Source organism: Pseudoxanthomonas sp. OG2 (genome assembly GCF_014192765.1).
GTDB classification, from domain to species: Bacteria; Pseudomonadota; Gammaproteobacteria; order Xanthomonadales; family Xanthomonadaceae; genus Pseudoxanthomonas_A; species Pseudoxanthomonas_A beigongshangi.
The window spans coordinates 1,607,336-1,623,507 of the sequence record NZ_JACHYM010000001.1 but is presented as its reverse complement, the minus strand read 5'-3'; the positions used below and the strand labels follow the sequence as shown (position 1 = coordinate 1,623,507).

Annotated in this window: 14 protein-coding genes; 4 read left to right on the top strand and 10 right to left on the bottom strand. The window is 66.9% G+C overall.

Going from position 1 to position 16,172, the window contains the following annotated elements:
* Positions 1-57: 57 nt before the first annotated feature.
* Positions 58-975 carry an LpxL/LpxP family Kdo(2)-lipid IV(A) lauroyl/palmitoleoyl acyltransferase gene (locus FHW78_RS07670; protein ID WP_183639340.1) on the bottom strand — a complete coding sequence of 306 codons (918 nt, stop codon included), beginning with the start codon at positions 973-975 and terminating at the stop codon, positions 58-60.
* A gap of 34 nt (positions 976-1,009) precedes the next feature.
* Between FHW78_RS07670 and waaA the strand changes: the two genes are divergently transcribed.
* Positions 1,010-2,308, top strand: a complete 1,299-nt coding sequence (waaA, locus tag FHW78_RS07665) for a lipid IV(A) 3-deoxy-D-manno-octulosonic acid transferase (RefSeq protein WP_183639339.1) — start codon at positions 1,010-1,012, stop codon at positions 2,306-2,308.
* A 7-nt stretch (positions 2,309-2,315) separates the two neighbouring features.
* On the top strand, positions 2,316-3,560 hold the full coding sequence (locus FHW78_RS07660) for a CaiB/BaiF CoA-transferase family protein (RefSeq protein WP_183639338.1): 1,245 nt from the start codon (positions 2,316-2,318) through the stop codon (positions 3,558-3,560).
* 500 nt (positions 3,561-4,060) lie between these two features.
* Here FHW78_RS07660 and FHW78_RS07655 read toward each other — a convergent pair whose 3' ends face one another.
* From FHW78_RS07655 to FHW78_RS07645, 3 genes are all read right to left on the bottom strand, one after another.
* Positions 4,061-5,452: a TolC family outer membrane protein gene (locus FHW78_RS07655; RefSeq protein ID WP_183639337.1), complete on the bottom strand. Its 1,392-nt coding sequence runs from the start codon at positions 5,450-5,452 to the stop codon at positions 4,061-4,063.
* A 20-nt stretch (positions 5,453-5,472) separates the two neighbouring features.
* A complete protein-coding gene (locus FHW78_RS07650) occupies positions 5,473-6,129 on the bottom strand; it encodes a protein-L-isoaspartate O-methyltransferase (protein ID WP_183639336.1) in 657 nt (218 codons plus the stop codon).
* Between the two features lie 147 nt (positions 6,130-6,276).
* Positions 6,277-6,942: a TetR/AcrR family transcriptional regulator gene (locus FHW78_RS07645; protein WP_183639335.1), complete on the bottom strand. Its 666-nt coding sequence runs from the start codon at positions 6,940-6,942 to the stop codon at positions 6,277-6,279.
* A 110-nt stretch (positions 6,943-7,052) separates the two neighbouring features.
* On the opposite strand from FHW78_RS07645, the gene FHW78_RS07640 reads away from it, so the two are divergent.
* Both FHW78_RS07640 and FHW78_RS07635 read left to right on the top strand, forming a co-directional pair.
* Positions 7,053-8,150 (top strand): efflux RND transporter periplasmic adaptor subunit, encoded by a 1,098-nt coding sequence (locus FHW78_RS07640; RefSeq protein ID WP_255443157.1) that lies wholly within the window; start codon positions 7,053-7,055, stop codon positions 8,148-8,150.
* A gap of 76 nt (positions 8,151-8,226) precedes the next feature.
* Positions 8,227-11,397 carry an efflux RND transporter permease subunit gene (locus FHW78_RS07635; protein ID WP_183639333.1) on the top strand — a complete coding sequence of 1,057 codons (3,171 nt, stop codon included), beginning with the start codon at positions 8,227-8,229 and terminating at the stop codon, positions 11,395-11,397.
* 23 nt (positions 11,398-11,420) lie between these two features.
* Here FHW78_RS07635 and FHW78_RS07630 read toward each other — a convergent pair whose 3' ends face one another.
* The 6 genes from FHW78_RS07630 to leuC form a co-directional block, all read right to left on the bottom strand.
* On the bottom strand, positions 11,421-11,744 hold the full coding sequence (locus FHW78_RS07630) for a low molecular weight protein tyrosine phosphatase family protein (RefSeq protein ID WP_183639332.1): 324 nt from the start codon (positions 11,742-11,744) through the stop codon (positions 11,421-11,423).
* An 11-nt stretch (positions 11,745-11,755) separates the two neighbouring features.
* Positions 11,756-12,451: an aspartate/glutamate racemase family protein gene (locus FHW78_RS07625; RefSeq protein WP_183639331.1), complete on the bottom strand. Its 696-nt coding sequence runs from the start codon at positions 12,449-12,451 to the stop codon at positions 11,756-11,758.
* Positions 12,452-12,517: 66 nt separating this feature from the next.
* Positions 12,518-12,922 (bottom strand): hypothetical protein, encoded by a 405-nt coding sequence (locus FHW78_RS07620; protein WP_183639330.1) that lies wholly within the window; start codon positions 12,920-12,922, stop codon positions 12,518-12,520.
* A 128-nt stretch (positions 12,923-13,050) separates the two neighbouring features.
* Positions 13,051-14,139, bottom strand: coding sequence for a 3-isopropylmalate dehydrogenase (gene leuB, locus FHW78_RS07615; RefSeq protein ID WP_183639329.1), 1,089 nt, complete (start codon positions 14,137-14,139; stop codon positions 13,051-13,053).
* Positions 14,129-14,710 (bottom strand): 3-isopropylmalate dehydratase small subunit, encoded by a 582-nt coding sequence (leuD, locus tag FHW78_RS07610; RefSeq protein WP_183639328.1) that lies wholly within the window; start codon positions 14,708-14,710, stop codon positions 14,129-14,131. Before leuD ends, leuB begins: the two co-directional genes overlap by 11 nt.
* Positions 14,710-16,161, bottom strand: a complete 1,452-nt coding sequence (gene leuC, locus FHW78_RS07605) for a 3-isopropylmalate dehydratase large subunit (protein ID WP_255443156.1) — start codon at positions 16,159-16,161, stop codon at positions 14,710-14,712. Before leuC ends, leuD begins: the two co-directional genes overlap by 1 nt.
* Positions 16,162-16,172 lie beyond the last annotated feature (11 nt).

The following is a 16,172-nucleotide window of genomic DNA, read 5'->3' as shown; positions in this document are numbered from 1 at the left end:
GGGTCCCGCGGCCTGAGCGAGGCGTGTCCGATCCGGACTGCGCGGACTACAGGCGGACTACGGGTCGTACCGCTTGCTGCGGCCTTCGGGCTGGCGCTTGAAGCGGCGGTGGATCCACAGGTACTGCGCGGGCGCTTCCCGCACCATCGCTTCGATCTGCGCGTTGACGCGCGCGCTGTCGGCCACCGCGTCCTGCGACGGGAAATCCTCCAGCGGCGGCGCCACCCGCAGGATGTAGCGGCCGCCTTCCCGGCGATGGAAGAACGGCACCACCGCGCATCCGGTCAGGCGCGCGAGCTGGTGGGTGGCGGTGATGGTGGCGGCCGGCACGCCGAAAAACGGTGCGAACACCGTGTCCTTGCCGCGCATGTCCTGGTCGGGCGCGTACCAGAGGAAACCACCCTGCTTGAGATGACGGACCGCGCCGCGGATCTCGTCGTTGGTGAACATGTGGGTGGCATAGCGCAGGCGGCCGCGCTTGACCGCCCATTCGAACACCGGATTGCGGTGGCGCCGGTACATGCCGGCCAGTTCGATGTGGTCGCAGATGAGCCGGCCGCACATCTCCAGGGTCATGAAATGCCCGGACACCATCAGCACGCCGCGCCCCTGCGCGCGCAGCGCCTGCAGGTGTTCCAGTCCTTCGACGACCACGTCGCGCCGCATCGGCGTGATCGAGCCCCACCAGGCGCGCGCGAATTCGAACAGGCCGACCCCCAGCGCCTGGAAGCTGTCCTTCAGCAGTGCCTGCCGCTCCGCCTCGTCCATGCCCGGGAAGCACAGCGCGAGGTTGACCTCCGCCGCGCGCCGGCGCGAAGGCGCCAGGTATGGCGCCAGCCAGCCGATGCACGCACCCAACGCGCGCTGTACCGGCCAGGGCAACTGCGCCCCGGCGACCATGACACCCAGGCCAAGCCACTTCAGCCACAGGCGTGGGGAAAACGGGGGGCGGGCGGGCATCTGCGGGGCGGCCATGGCTTAATTCTAGCGTCTTACCTATCCTTTCCCGATGCGGAAGGACTTCACCGAGCGTTTGTTGCGTGGCCTGTACTCGGGCGCGCTGTACCTGTTGACGCCCGTCACCGTGTACCACCTGATCTGGCGCGGTTTCCGCTTCGCCGAGTACTTCCAGCGCTGGAACGAGCGCTTCGGCAGCTACGAGCGCAAGCCGGAGCCGGCGGACATCTGGCTGCATGCGGTGTCGGTGGGCGAAGTCAACGCCGCCGCGCCGGTGGTGGAAGCATTGCGCCGCGCGCGTCCGGACCTGCGCTGGGTGGTCACCACCATCACCCCGACCGGCTCGGAGCGGGTCGCCGCCCTATGGGGCGACAGTGTCGAACACGTCTACGCGCCCTACGACCTGCCCGGCGCCGTCGGGCGCTTCCTGGACCATTACCGCCCGGCGATCGGCCTGGTGATGGAAACCGAGCTCTGGCCCAACCTGCTGTTCGGTTGCCAGGACCGCCACATACCGACCTACATCCTCAACGGTCGCCTGTCGGCGCGTTCACTGCGTGGCTACAGCGTATTGCGGCCGTTGATCGCGCGCACCCTGCGCACCCTGCGCCGGGTCGCCGCGCAATCCGATGCGGATGCGCGCCGGTTCGTGGTGCTCGGCGCGGATCCGGAACAGGTGCGCGATATCGGCAACCTCAAGTTCGATGTGCGTGTTCCCGATGGACTGGACGGATTCGTGGCGGGCTTCCGCGAGAACGTTGGCCCGCGTCCGGTCTGGATCGCGGCCAGTACCCACGAGGACGAGGAATCGGCGGTGCTGGCGATCCACCGCCATCTGCGCGCGCGCTGGCCGGATCTGCTGCTGCTGTGGGCGCCGCGCCATCCCGAGCGCTTCCCGCGCGTGCAGGAAGCGGCCGAAGCCGCGCACCTGCGCACGGCCTCCCGTCGCGGGAAGCGCTGGCCGGCCGCGGATACCGACGTGTTCGTCATCGATACGCTGGGGGAACTGGCTTCGTTCTACGCCTGCGCGGATGTGGCTTTCGTCGGCGGCAGCCTGCAGCCGATCGGCGGCCACAACCTGCTGGAACCGGCCGCGGTGGGCACCCCCGCGGTGACCGGTCCGCACCTGCACAATTTCGTCGAGATCGCCAAGCGGCTGAGGGAGGCCGATGCGCTGATCGTCGGCCAGGACGCGCAGGCGGTGGCGGCCGGCGTGCAGCGCCTGCTCGAGGACCCGATCGAACGCCAGCGCATGGCCGACAACGGACGCGCGCTGGTCGAACACGGACGTGGCGCGCTGGCGCGCACGCTGGCGATGATCCAGCCGGATCTGCCGCCCTCGGTGGACTGACGCGCAGGTGAGTACGCCCGTCATTCCTCCACAGGCGCTGGCCGGCGTGCGCGTGCTGGATCTGTCGCGGGTGCTCGCAGGGCCCTGGTGCACGCAGACGCTCGCGGATCTGGGCGCGGACGTGATCAAGATCGAGCGCCCCGGCAGCGGTGACGATACCCGTGGCTGGGGCCCGCCATTCCTGCGCGATCACGATGGCCACGAGACCGGCGAGTCGTCGTATTACCTGTGCGCCAACCGCAACAAGCGATCGCTGGCGGTGGATATCGCGACCGCCGACGGGCAGGCGTTGATCCGCCGGCTGGCACGGGGCTGCGACGTGGTGGTGGAGAACTTCAAGGTCGGCGACATGGCGCGCTACGGACTGGACGCCGCCCGCCTGCGCACCGACGATCCGCGCCTGATCTATTGCTCGATCACCGGCTACGGACAGACCGGGCCGTATGCGCGCCGCCCCGGTTACGACTTCGCCGTGCAAGGGCTGGGCGGCCTGATGAGCGTGACCGGCGAACGCGACGGTCTGCCCGGCGCGGGACCACAGAAGGTGGGCGTCGCCGTCGCCGATCTGTTCACCGGCATGTACGCCACCGTCGCCATCCTGGCCGCGCTGCGGCATCGCGACGCGACCGGAGAAGGGCAGGTCATCGACATGGCGTTGCTCGATGCGCAGGTGGCGATGCTGGCCAATCTCGGCAGCCAGTACCTGGTGGGCGGCGTCGTGCCGCAAAGAATGGGCAACGGCCATCCGAGCATCGTGCCGTACCAGGCGTTCGAGGCCGCCGACGGCCACGTCATTCTCGCGGTGGGCAACGACGCGCAGTTCGCGCGTTTCTGCGCCATCGCCGGACATCCGGAATGGGCCGGCGATCCGCGTTTCGCCCGCAACGCCGATCGCGTGCGCAACCGCGACGTGCTGGTTCCATTGATCGCGTACGCGATGCGCATGCGCGTACGCGCGGATTGGCTTGCGGCGCTAGAAGCGGGCGGCATTCCATGCAGTTCGGTCAACGACATCGACGAAGTGTTCGCGGATCCGCAGGTGCGTGCACGCGGCCTGCAAGTGGCCGTGGATCATCCCGCGCGGGATGCGCTGCCGTTGGTGGCCAGCCCGCTGAGACTGTCGGCCACGCCGGTGCGCTATCGAAGCGCGCCGCCCACGCTAGGGCAACATACGGAGGAAATCTTGCGCGAATTCGGCTTCAGTGGAGAAGAGATTGCGGCTTTATGGGCGGCCGAAGCTATATCCTCTTAGTTCAAACGGAGCAACAGTCTCCATTGCTGTTGCTCCGTACCTCGGACGACTCAAGGGACGGTACAGGCCATCGTTACCCTCACAATCCAAGGTCCGAACTTTCCGACCTGTTGTTGGCTTATCACGTTAACTCTGGCGAACCTTGAGTCACCACCCATGAATGCACATTGTCGTTTGACTTCCATTGTGGCGAAGTTCATGGCGCTGGCCTGTGTTGAACCGGAACCGCTTCCATAAACCGTTCTTGTCCAAGCGGCTTGAGCCCCTTGCGTTGCCAGGCACAGGATCGCAGCAGTGCCAAATGCAACTACACACTTTTTCATTGCTAGCTCCTTCTTAGCGGATGGGAGCGTTGAAGCTATGAACGTTTCTACATGTAGTTGTTATCTATCGGTTAGTTCGAAGAGAAAATCCTTCAAAATTAGATTAGTCATATTCTTGGAGCAACTAAAAAAGGCGGGCCGAAGCCCGCCTTTTTGGTTGTTGCCCGGAAGATAGTTTTAGTTCGTACCGGTGGCCGCCGGCGCCAGACGCGCCTCGGCGTTGACCGTCAGCAGGCGGTTCACGTCTTCGACATCGGCGCGCTCCAATGTGCCGGCGGCCTGCTCCAGCAACAGCCGGTTCTGCAGGTACTGGTACTTGGAGCGGGCATACTCGACCTGCGCCTGGAACAGCGTGCGCTGGTTCTGCAGCACGTCCAGCACGGTGCGGGTACCGACTTCCAGACCGACTTCGGAAGCGTCGTAAGCGCTCTGCGCCGACACCACCGCCAGGCGGCGGGCCTCGACCTCGCTCACGCCCGCGACCAGCGCCTGATAGACATTGCTGGTATTGCGGACCAGGGCGCGCTTGGTCTGCTCGACGGTATCGTCGGCGATGTCGCGCTGGGCCAGGGCCTGGCGCACGCGCGACTGGGTGGCGCCACCGGCGAACAGCGGCACGTTCAGGGTGAGGCCCCACCGGTGGCCTTCGGAATCGCTCGAAATACCCGGGCTGCCGGGGCCGTGCACCGAATCCCAATTGGCGCCGTTGCTGTAGCTGCCCTGGAAGCTGAGGGTCGGGTAGTGAGCGGCGCGCGCGCTGGACACGCCGAAGTCGGCGGCCTGCTTCTGGAACTCGGCGGCTTTCAGTGCCGGATTCTGTTCGACCGCGCGATCCACCCAGCCCTGCGCCGACTGCTCGGCCGGCAGTTCGGGACGGAAATCGTCCGGCAGGCCCTGCAGGTTGCTGATCGGCTGGCCGGTCAGCTCCGTCAGTGCGCGATAGGTGTCGTCCAGGGTGTTGCGGCTCAGGATGGTGCTGGCGCGGGCGCTGTCGTACTGCGCACGGGCTTCATGCACGTCGGTGATCGGCGCCAGGCCGACTTCGAGGCGCTTCTGGGTGTAGTCGAACTGCTTCTTGGCGGCAGCTTCGTTGGTCTGGGCCGCGGCCAGCGACTCGATCGCGATCAGTACGTCGAAGTAGGCCGCCGACGTGCGGGTGATCAGTTCCTGGTTCGACGAGTTGAGGCTGTAGTCGGCCGCGGAGCTGTTGGCGCGCTCGGCACGCAGGTTGGAGATGCGGCTCCAGTCGAAGATCGACTGGCTCACCGTGGCGCCGTAGGTGCGGCCCTTGGTGTCACCGACCGCGACGACGTTGCCGAATTCATCCTGCTGGAAATTGCCGGGGCGGCTGCTGTGCGAACGCTCATAGCCCACCGAGCCATTGAGCTGCGGAAGCAGCGCGGCGCGTGCCTGCACCTTGCCTTCCTTGGTGCTCAGCGTGTTGGACTCGGCGATCGACAGCTGGGTATCACCGGTCCGCGCCAGATCGAAGGTCTGGAGCAGGTCGGTGGCGCTGGCGCCGACGGGCAGGGCAAGGGCGAGCGCGAGTACGAGGGGGCGACGGCTCATGCGGTTTCCTTATTGATCCTTTAGAAGACGAACTTCGGCGCCGGGGCGGCGCCGACAAGGTAGGCGAGATCAGTCTCGAACAACGATTCGATGCGGCCGCCGTTGACATCGGCGTGGTGCAGGACCGCTTCCATCACCGGCGACTGTCCGCGCACGACGAACAGGCGGCCACCGGGGCGCAGCCATTCCAGGAAACGCACCGGGATGCTGTCCACCGCCGCGGTCACGCAGATCGCATCGAAGCGGCGCTCGGTCGTGTAGTGCAGCGCATCCGCGGTTTCGATGCGGACGTTGTTGCCCAGGCCGGTGCGATCCAGGCGCTCGCGCGCGGCGGCGGCCAGTTCGGGCTGGATTTCCAGGCTCACCACGTCGCGCGCCAGCGCGCCCAGGCAGGCCGCCATGTAGCCGCTGCCGGTGCCGATCTCCAGCACTTCCTCATCGGACTGGATGTTGAGCGCCTGCAGGGTACGGCCCTCGAGCACCGGCTTCATCATCTTCTGGCCATGGCCCAGCGGGATCTCCAGATCCGCGTAGGCCAGCGCGCGGTGAATCTCCGGGACGAACGCCTCGCGCGGCAGCGTGGCCAGCACGTCCAGCACGCGGACTTCCAGCACGTCCCAGGGACGTACCTGCTGTTCGACCATGTTTTCGCGGGCGAGGGAGTAATCGATCGTCATGGGGGAAATCATCCGGCGCGTGGGACTGGGTCGAGCATTTTACCGGGACGGCCCCGGTCGCGCTCGGGAAGGATCGCGGCTGGCCCCCGCAGGGCGCAGTGCCGGAAGTCACCGCGACCTCCGTCGGGCATCCTCGGCCGCATGAGCCTAGCGCTTTCCGTAGGCCCGCAGGAACAGGTCCACGCCGGCATCCAGGTGGCTGTCCACGTCACCCCGGCCGGGCCGCTCGCACAGGCCGCACATCATGCGTCCATGGAGATCGCCCTTGATCAGGCTGAAGAACTGCTCGGCGGCCCGGGGCACGTCGGGGATATCCAGCTCGCCGGCATCCACGCGCGCCTGCAGCAGGGCCGCGAAGGCGTCGTGGGTGCGCTGTGGCCCGGCCTGCCAGAACACCTGCTTCAGGTTGTCGTCGATGTTGCCGGGCACCAGCATCATCCGGTGGGTGCTGATGGCCTCGTCGCTGCTGATCAGGGCGAAAAACGCCTGGGCGATGACCCGCAACTGGTCGCGCAGCGGTCCCTTGAGTTCGATCTGGAACAGATCGTCGGGCAGCATTTCCTCGCATTTGGCCCGCACGGCCTCGGTGAACAAGGCTTCCTTGTCACCGAAATGGCTGTATACGGTCAGCTTGGAGACGCCGGCCTCGGCGGCGATCTGATCCATCGAGGTTCCTCCGAAGCCCTCGCGGGCGAACAGCCGCTTGGCGGCGTCGAGGATGGCGGCGCGCTTGCCGAGATCCTTCGGACGCCCCGGCCCGGTGGCGGGCTTGGCGGCAGGACGGCGGCTGGCGGGGGGAACGGGGCTGGCCATTCGGCAATACTAGACTACTCGGTTCGATATTTATACTATACCGGCAAGTCCATTAATTACTGAATGACAACGGAGTCGCGATGCACAGGCACGGCTTGCGCGGGATCGGAATGGGTCTGTTCCTCGGATTGGCGCTGTCGGCCTGCGGAGGAAGCGATGAAGCCGCGGAAACCCCGCGGCCGGCCATGGTGGTGCATCCCGCTGGCGGGGTCGAGGCCGCGCTGACGGCTTACGCGGGCGAGGTGCGGGCCCGCGAGGAAAGTCCGCTGTCGTTCCGGGTCGGCGGCAACCTGACCCGTCGAAACGTCGATGCCGGCGCGCGGGTGCGGCGCGGAGAAATCCTGGCGCTGCTGGATCCGGGTGATTTCAGCCTGCAGGAGCAGGCCGCGCGCGCCGAACTGGCCGCGGCCGAGGCCGAACTGGCCCGCACCCGGGGCGATCGGGACCGTTATGCCAAGCTGGTCGAGCAGTCGGTGGTCAGCCGCTCGGCCTACGATGCGCAGGTCGCGGCCTGGAAGGCCGCCGAAGGCCGCGCCCGCGCCGCCCGCGCGCAGATGGAAGTGATGCGCAACCAGGCGGGCTATTCGCAACTGCGCGCGCCGCGCGACGGGGTGATCGCCAGCCGCCAGGCCGAAGCGGGCCAGGTGGTGGCCGCCGGCCAGACCATCTACACGCTGGCCGCCGATGGCGGGCGCGAGGTCGCGATCGGCCTGCCGGAAAACCGCATCCGCGAGTTCAGCGTCGATCAGCCGGTACTGGTGGAACTGTGGAATGCGCCGGGCGAGCGGTTGCCGGGCACCATCCGCGAAATCGCACCCGCGGCCGATTCGCAGACCCGCACCTACGCCGCGCGGGTCAGCCTGATCGGCGAAGCGGTCAACGCGGTCGAGCTGGGCCAGAGCGCGCGCGTCTACGTACAGGAACATGGCGCCAAGGCGGCATTGAAGCTGCCGCTGTCGGCGGTGCAGCGTGGTGCCAAGGGCGGCACCGCGGTCTGGGTGGTGGATCCGAAGACCGCCAAGGTGTCGCTGCGACCGGTTCGGCTCGGCGCCTACGGCGATACCGAAGTACCTGTGCTGTCCGGCGTCGCCGCGACCGACTGGGTCGTGGCCGGCGGTGGCCATCTGCTGCGCGAAGGCGTGGCGGTGACGCCCGTGGATCGCGACAACCGTCCCGTGCTGGCGGCACCCGCCAAGGAAGCGCGCTGATGAAAGCGACGATCAGCATGGCGCGCGCGCCCGCGCGGCCGCTTCGCGTCGCATCCATTGAAGGGAGCCGCTGACCATGCGCCGCTTCAATGTTTCCGAGTGGGCGCTGACCAACCGCTCGCTGGTACTGTTCGCGATGATCGTGCTTGCGCTGATCGGTACCTGGTCATACCGGCACCTGGGCCAATCCGAGGATCCGCCGTTCACCTTCAAGGCGATGGTCGTGCGCACGGTATGGCCCGGCGCGACCGCGGACGAAGTGTCCAAGCAGGTCACCGAGCGCATCGAGAAGGCGCTGATGACCACCGGCAAGTACGAGTTCATCCGCTCGTATTCGCGCGCCGGCGAGTCGCAGGTCATCTTCATGGCCCGGGATTCGCTCAAGTCCAAGGACATTCCCGAACTCTGGTACCAGATCCGCAAGAAGGTCGGCGACGTCCGCTACACCCTGCCCGAAGGCGTGGTGGGGCCGTTCTTCAATGACGAGTTCGGCGACACCTTTGGCAACATCTATGCGTTGACCGGGCCGGGTTTCGACTATGCGGTGATGAAGGACTACGCCGACCGCATCCAGCTGGAACTGCAGCGCGTATCCGACGTGGGCAAGGTGGAACTGGTCGGACTGCAGGACGAGAAGGTCTGGATTGAACTGTCCAACACCAAGCTGGCGACGCTGGGCATCCCGTTGACGGCGGTGCAGCAGGCGCTGGACGAGCAGAACGCGATGACCCCGGCCGGCTTCTTCGAGACGCCGAGCGATCGCGTGCAACTGCGCGTCAGCGGCGAATTCAGTTCGGTCGAGGAGATCCGCGAGTTCCCGATCCACGCCGGCGGCCGCACGGTGCGCCTGGGCGACATCGCCGAAGTGCGTCGCGGCTTCGCGGATCCATCCGCGCCGAAGATGCGCTTCATGGGCGAGGACGCCATCGGCATCGCGGTCGCGATGAAGGACGGCGGCGACATCCTCAAGCTGGGCGATACCCTGGAACACGAATTCCAGCGCCTGCAGAAGACCCTTCCGGTCGGCATGCAGCTGCGCAAGGTATCCGACCAGCCGCATGCGGTGGAGGAATCGGTCGGCGAGTTCGTGCGGGTGCTGACCGAGGCGGTGATCATCGTGCTGGTGGTGAGCTTCTTCTCGCTGGGTCTGCGTACCGGCCTGGTGGTGGCGGTCTCGATCCCGCTGGTGCTGGCGATGACCTTCGCGGTGATGCATTACTTCGGCATTGGCCTGCACAAGATCTCGCTGGGCGCGCTGGTGCTGGCGCTGGGCCTGCTGGTGGACGACGCGATCATCGCGGTGGAGATGATGGCCATCAAGATGGAGCAGGGTTACGACCGGCTGAAGGCGGCGAGCTTTGCCTACGAGTCGACCGCCTTCCCGATGCTGACCGGCACCCTGGTCACCGCGGCCGGCTTCCTGCCGATTGCGACCGCCGCGTCGAGCACCGGCGAATACACGCGCTCGTTGTTCCAGGTGGTGACGATCGCGCTGGTGGTGTCGTGGATCGCGGCGGTGCTGTTCATTCCCTATCTCGGCGACAAGATGCTGCCGGATCTGGACCAGCCGCGCCCGCCCAAACCGGGTTCGCTGGCCGCGCGCTGGCATGGCCTGCGCGCGCGCCTGGCCGATCGCCATCCCGCACTGGCCGGCTGGCTGGAACCCGCGCCGCATGACGCCCACGATCACGACCCCTACCAGCGGCCGTTCTACCAGAAGTTCCGCAAGCTGCTGGATGCCTGCCTGCGCCATCGCTGGCTGGTGATTGGCGTGACCGTGCTGGCATTCGTACTGTCGATCGTGATGTTTCGTTTCATTCCGCAACAGTTCTTCCCCGATTCGGTGCGTCCGGAACTGATGGTGGATCTGGAGCTGGCCGAAGGCAGCTCGCTCAAGTCCACCGACGCGCAGGCGCGCCAACTGGAGAAGCTGCTGGCCAAGCGCGAAGGCATCCAGAACTACGTGGCCTACATCGGCACCGGCTCGCCGCGTTTCTACCTGCCGCTGGACCAGCAATTGCCACAGGCCAATTTCTCGCAGTTCGTGGTGCTGGCCGATGACATCGAGACGCGCGAATCGACACGCAAATGGCTGATTGAGGAAGTCGCGCCGAAATTCCCGCAACTGCAGTTCCGGGTGACCCGGCTGGAGAATGGACCGCCGGTGGGCTATCCGATCCAGTTCCGCGTGTCGGGCGAACATATTGATCGCGTGCAGGCGCTGGCACGCCAGGTGGCCGAGAAGGTGCGCGCGAACCCCAATGTCGCCAACGTCAATCTCGACTGGGATGAACCCAGCAAGATCGTGCGCCTGGTGATCGACCAGGATCGCGCCCGCGCGCTCGGCGTGAGCACCGCGCAGGTATCGCACTTCCTGACCAGTTCACTGTCGGGCCTGCACGTGAGCACCTATCGCGAGGGCAACGAGCTGGTCGAGATCCTGCTGCGTGGTCCGGAGCAGGAACGCGCGCGCATGGATCTGGTCGGCAGCCTGGCGGTGCCGACCAGCAATGGTGGAAGCGTGCCGCTGTCGCAGATCGCCAACCTGGAGTACGCCTTCGAGGACGGCATCATCTGGCACCGCAACCGCCTGCCGACGGTGACCGTGCGTGCGGATCTCAATACCGACGATCTGACCCCGCCGACCGTGGTGGGGCAGATCCAGCCGACCCTGGAGGACATCCGCAAGGCGCTGCCGGAAGGCTATCTGCTGGAGACGGGCGGCACCGTCGAGGATTCGGCGCGCGGGCAGAATTCCATCAACGCGGGCATGCCGCTGTTCCTGCTGGTGGTGGCGACCCTGCTGATGTTGCAGCTGCGCAGCTTCCCACGGATGGCGCTGGTGGCGATGACCGCGCCGCTGGGACTCATCGGCGTGACCCTGGCGCTGCTGATCTTCCGGGTGCCGTTCGGTTTCGTCGCCATGCTCGGCACCATCGCCCTGGCGGGCATGATCATGCGCAATTCGGTGATCCTGGTGGATCAGATCCAGCAGGACATCGACGCGGGCCATGACCGCTGGCACGCGATCATCGATGCCACCGTGCGCCGGTTCCGGCCCATCGTGCTGACCGCGCTGGCAGCGGTGCTGGCGATGATCCCGCTTTCGCGCAGCGCGTTCTTCGGGCCGATGGCGGTGGCGATCATGGGCGGCCTGACCGTGGCGACGCTGTTGACCCTGCTGTTCCTGCCGGCGCTGTACGCGGCCTGGTTCAAGGTCAAGCCCGAGGAAGGCGACGCGGCCTGACGCCGGGTGGGCTTCGGCCCGCCCTAGCGAAGATACCGCGGTACCTTGGCGCGCAGCAGCGTGATCAACTCCGGGTCCATGTAGTCGTACTCGTCAGGGATATCGAGGCAGACGATTCGCTGCCGGCCCAGGTGGGCACGGAAGCGCGACGACAGCTTGTTGCGGTGCGCGCGTTCCATGACGAATACCAGATCCGCCCACGTCAACAACTCCGGCGTGAGCGGATTTTCCGCATCATTGTTCAGGCCGGCCGACGCGGTCTCCACGCCGGGCCAGTCCGCAAAGATCTGCTCGGCCGTCGGACTGCGCAGACGGTTCTGGCTGCAGATGAAAAGCAGCTTGCGCATGCGTGCCGGACTCAGGCGCCGAGTGCGTGGTCGGCCGCGGCACGGGCATGCAGCGCGGTGGTATCGAACAGCGGGACGGAAGAGTCCTCCGCGCTCACCAGCAGCGATATCTCGGTGCATCCCAGGATCACCGCTTCCGCGCCGCGTGCGACCAGACGGCCAATGATGTCCCGATAGAGGTGCCGCGAGCGATCGTCGACGATGCCCCGGCAAAGCTCCTCGTAGATGATGCGGTGGACCTCGAGGCGGTCTTCGCCCCCGGGGACAAGCACTTCCAGACCGTGCCGCCGCTGCAGGCGCACGCGATAGAACTCCTCTTCCATGGTGAAGCGCGTGCCCAGCAGGCCGACCCGCCGGACTCCCGCCGCGGCGACGGCGCTCGCGGTCGGATCGGCGATATGAAGCAACGGCAGCGCGATCGCGGCTTCCACCGCGGGCGCTACCTTGTGCATCGTGTTGGTGCAGATCACGATGAAGTCGGCGCCGGCCGATTGCAGGCGCCGTGCGCCGTCCGCCAGCAGCGTTCCCGCGCGCTCCCATTCGCCGGCGTGCTGGAGCTGTTCGACGTCATGGAAATCCATGCTGTAGAGCAGGAGGCGCGCCGAATGCAGCCCGCCCAGGCGTTCCTGCACGCGCTGGTTGATCAGGCGGTAATAGGGCACGGTGGATTCCCAGCTCATGCCACCCAGCATTCCGATGGTCTTCATGCCGGTATTGTAGGGGCAAGGACACGCGGGTGATGCGTGTGGGAGACAGGTGGGAACGGATGCCAATCAGGCGTCCGACGGAGAACCTTCGTCGCGAACCAGGGCTTCGCCGGCCGGTTTCGGATCGGACTGTAGAACCAGTTGTGCCAGCAACGCCATCCACACGGGAATCACGAACCAGCCCCGCCAGACATCTTCGAGCCCGCTCTTTGGGAACCCATGCTTCGCCACGAAGTAGAACACGCCGAAAAACAGCAGGACGAAGATCGGAACCAGGCGCGGTTGCATGAGGCCCATGAGCCCGGACTCGTTGGAGTCGGCCGTTTCCGCGGGCGAGTTGAGCAGGAAGACCAGGGCCAGCGGAAGGAAGCCTTCCAGCACCGGCCATCCCGCCAGCGAGCCGACGCCCCAAAGCGTGATCAGCGAGGCGGAGACCACCAGTTTCAATCGATGCTTCGTGCCGGGCGTCATGTCCGCGTCCTCTGCATGGCGAGGCGGACTATGGCCGGATCAGGCCTCAACCACAAGCAGCTGGGGGACGGCTGGCAAGACAGACAAAAAAAAGGCGGGCCGAAGCCCGCCTGTCAGAGAGAGCAGACTCAGTCCCTGAGTTCGGCGACGTAGCAGTGCTCGTTCAACTGTTCGACCACCGCCTGGGCGGCGGCCTGGGTGGAGACACCGCGACCACCCGCGGCCAGATCATTGGTGAACACCTGCGCGTTCAGGGCGCCGTCGACCGCGCGCTCGATGCAATCTGCCTCTTCGTCCAGGCCCAGCGAGTGGCGCAGCAGCATCGCGCAGCTCAGGATGGTGGCGTACGGGTTGGCGATGCCCTTGCCGGCGATGTCCGGCGCGGAACCGTGGATGGGCTCGTACAGGCCGACCCGGCCGTCGCCCAGCGAGGCCGACGGCAACAGACCCAGCGATCCGGCCAGCATCGAGGCTTCGTCGGTCAGGATGTCGCCGAACATGTTCTCGGTGACGATCACGTCGTACTCGCGCGGCCGCGACAGCAGATGCATGGCCATGGCATCGACCAGCACATGCTCCAGTTTCACGTCGGCGAATTCCTCGCGGCCGATGCGCGCGGTAACGTCGCGCCACAGGCGCGAGGTCTCCAGTACGTTGGCCTTGTCCACCGACACCAGGTAGCCGCGACGCTGGCGCGCCAGGCGGAACGCGCTGCGCACCACCCGCTCGATCTCGGTGACGCTGTAGCTGCACAGATCGCTGGCGCCGCGTTCGTCGCGGGTCTTGTCGCCGAAGTAGATGCCGCCGGTCAGTTCGCGCACCACCATGATATCCACGCCGGTCAGCAGGTGCGGCTTGATCGGCGAGGCGTTCAGCGCGGCCGGGTGCGGGCGGACCGGTCGCAGGTTGGCGAACAGGCCCAGTCCACGGCGCAGCGCCAGCAGGCCCTGCTCGGGACGGATCCTCGCGTTCGGGTCGGACCATTTCGGTCCGCCCACCGCGCCCAGCAGCACCGCGTCGGCCTGCTGGCAGGCGCGCAGCGTGGCGGCCGGCAGCGGATCGCCATGACGATCGATGGCGATGCCGCCGATGTCGTGTTCGGTGAAGGTGAAGTCGTGGCCGTGGCGACGGGCCACGGTACGCAGGACGGAGACGGCGGCGGCGGTGACTTCCGGACCGATGCCGTCGCCGGGCAGGACGGCGATTTCAGCGCGCATGGCGGGTTTCCTCGTAGTGTTCGATATCGGCCTGGCGGGCCAGCAGATAGCCCATTTCGTCGACGCCCTCGAGCAGGCAGGTCTGGGCGAAGGCATCCAGCGGGAAGGGGTAGATGCGGCCGTCGGGCGTGCGCAGCTCGCGCTCGGCCACGTCGATGACCAGTTCGTCATCGGGGCGTTCCATCAGCGCCTGCACGTCGTCCTCGGCCAGCACCACCGGCAACAGGCCGTTCTTCAGGCTGTTGTTGCGGAAGATGTCGGCGATCTCGCTGCTGACGATCGCGCGCAGGCCCAGGTCGGTCAGCGCCCACGGCGCGTGTTCGCGCGAGGAGCCGCAGCCGAAGTTCCGGCCGGCCAGCAGTACGGCGCGGCCGGCGTTTTCCGGCTGGTTGAACGGGAATTCCGGATTGGGCGTGCCGTCGGCCTGCCAGCGCCAGTCGTTGAACGCATTGCGGCCCAGACCGGCGCGTTCGGTGGTGGACAGGAACCGGGCCGGGATGATCTGGTCGGTGTCGATGTTGGTCTGGCGCAGCACGACGCTCTGCGAACGCAGTTCACGGAAACCGCTCATCACGCCACCTCCTTGCGCGCACCGAACAGTTCGCGGGGATCGCTGACCCTTCCGTTCACCGCCGCCCACGCCGCCGTCAGCGGCGAGGCCAGCAGGGTGCGCGAGCCGGGGCCCTGGCGTCCCTCGAAATTGCGGTTGCTGGTGCTGACGGCCAATTGGCCGGGGGCGACCAGATCACCGTTCATGGCGATGCACATCGAGCAGCCCGGTTCGCGCCATTCCGCACCGGCGGCACGCACGATGGCGTCGATGCCCTCGGCCTCGGCCTGGCGCTTGACCTGCTCCGAGCCCGGCACCACCAGCATGCGCACGCGCGCATCGATCTGGCGGCCGCGCAGTACGGAAGCGACTTCGCGCATGTCGCTCAGGCGGCCATTGGTGCAGGAGCCGACGAACACCACGTCCACCGCGGTGCCGGCCAGCGCGTGGCCCGCCTCCAGCGCCATGTAGTCCAGTGCCTTGCGCGCGGCGGCGTCGTTGGCGGCGGGAATCGGGACATCCACGCCGATGGCGGTGCCCGGATGGGTGCCCCAGGTCAGGGTCGGGCGAATATCCGCGGCGTCGATGCGCACTTCCACGTCGTGGCGGGCACCCTCATCGCTGCGCAGCGCCGACCACTCGCGCCTGGCCTGCTCGAAGTCGGCGCCCTTGGGCGCGCGCGGCGCCTGCGCCAGCCAGGCGAAGGTGGTCTCGTCCGGGGCGACCATGCCGGCGCGCGCACCGGCTTCGATCGACATGTTGCACAGGGTCATGCGCTGCTCCATGTCCATAGCGCGGATGGTGGAACCGCGATACTCGATGACGTGGCCGGTGCCGCCGTTGACGCCAATCACGCCGATGATGTGCAGGATGACGTCCTTGGCGCCGACGCCCGGCGCCAGTTCGCCCTCCACCGTGATCGCCATGGACTTCGGCTTGCGCTGCAGCAGGCACTGGGTCGCCAGCACGTGGCCGACCTCGCTGGTGCCGATGCCGAACGCCAGCGCGCCGAACGCGCCGTGGGTGGAGGTGTGGCTGTCGCCGCAGACGATGGTCATGCCGGGCTGGGTGAAGCCCAGTTCGGGCGCGATGACGTGGACGATGCCACGCTGGTCGGAACCCATGTCGAACAGTTCGATGCCGTGTTCGGCACAGTTGCGCGCCAGGGTCTGGACCTGCGATTCGGCGGCGGCCGTGTAGTAGGGCAGCTTGCCGTCCGACCCGGCGGGCAGGGTGGGCGTGGAGTGATCCATCGTCGCCTTGGTGCGGTCCGGGCGGCGCGGCTTCAGGCCGCGCGACTTCAGTTCGGTGAACGCCTGCGGCGAGGTCACTTCATGAATCAGGTGCAGGTCGATGTAAAGCACCGCGGGCGCGGCGTCGCTTTCGGGACTGACGACATGCGCGTCCCAGAGTTTGTCGAACAGGGTACGGGGTGTTTGGGTGGTCATGGTCGGGGAGTCGGGAGAATTCATGTCGCGATCGG

What these genes read in the sequence shown, in the direction of transcription:
- FHW78_RS07670 (WP_183639340.1), bottom strand. Translation starts at nt 975, where the DNA reads ATGGCCGCCCCGCAGATGCCCGCCCGCCCCCCGTTTTCCCCACGCCTG.
- waaA (WP_183639339.1), top strand. Translation starts at nt 1,010, where the DNA reads ATGCGGAAGGACTTCACCGAGCGTTTGTTGCGTGGCCTGTACTCGGGC.
- FHW78_RS07655 (WP_183639337.1), bottom strand. Translation starts at nt 5,452, where the DNA reads ATGAGCCGTCGCCCCCTCGTACTCGCGCTCGCCCTTGCCCTGCCCGTC.
- FHW78_RS07650 (WP_183639336.1), bottom strand. Translation starts at nt 6,129, where the DNA reads ATGACGATCGATTACTCCCTCGCCCGCGAAAACATGGTCGAACAGCAG.
- FHW78_RS07645 (WP_183639335.1), bottom strand. Translation starts at nt 6,942, where the DNA reads ATGGCCAGCCCCGTTCCCCCCGCCAGCCGCCGTCCTGCCGCCAAGCCC.
- FHW78_RS07640 (WP_255443157.1), top strand. Translation starts at nt 7,053, where the DNA reads ATGGGTCTGTTCCTCGGATTGGCGCTGTCGGCCTGCGGAGGAAGCGAT.
- FHW78_RS07635 (WP_183639333.1), top strand. Translation starts at nt 8,227, where the DNA reads ATGCGCCGCTTCAATGTTTCCGAGTGGGCGCTGACCAACCGCTCGCTG.
- FHW78_RS07630 (WP_183639332.1), bottom strand. Translation starts at nt 11,744, where the DNA reads ATGCGCAAGCTGCTTTTCATCTGCAGCCAGAACCGTCTGCGCAGTCCG.
- FHW78_RS07625 (WP_183639331.1), bottom strand. Translation starts at nt 12,451, where the DNA reads ATGAAGACCATCGGAATGCTGGGTGGCATGAGCTGGGAATCCACCGTG.
- FHW78_RS07620 (WP_183639330.1), bottom strand. Translation starts at nt 12,922, where the DNA reads ATGACGCCCGGCACGAAGCATCGATTGAAACTGGTGGTCTCCGCCTCG.
- leuB (WP_183639329.1), bottom strand. Translation starts at nt 14,139, where the DNA reads ATGCGCGCTGAAATCGCCGTCCTGCCCGGCGACGGCATCGGTCCGGAA.
- leuD (WP_183639328.1), bottom strand. Translation starts at nt 14,710, where the DNA reads ATGAGCGGTTTCCGTGAACTGCGTTCGCAGAGCGTCGTGCTGCGCCAG.
- leuC (WP_255443156.1), bottom strand. Translation starts at nt 16,161, where the DNA reads ATGAATTCTCCCGACTCCCCGACCATGACCACCCAAACACCCCGTACC.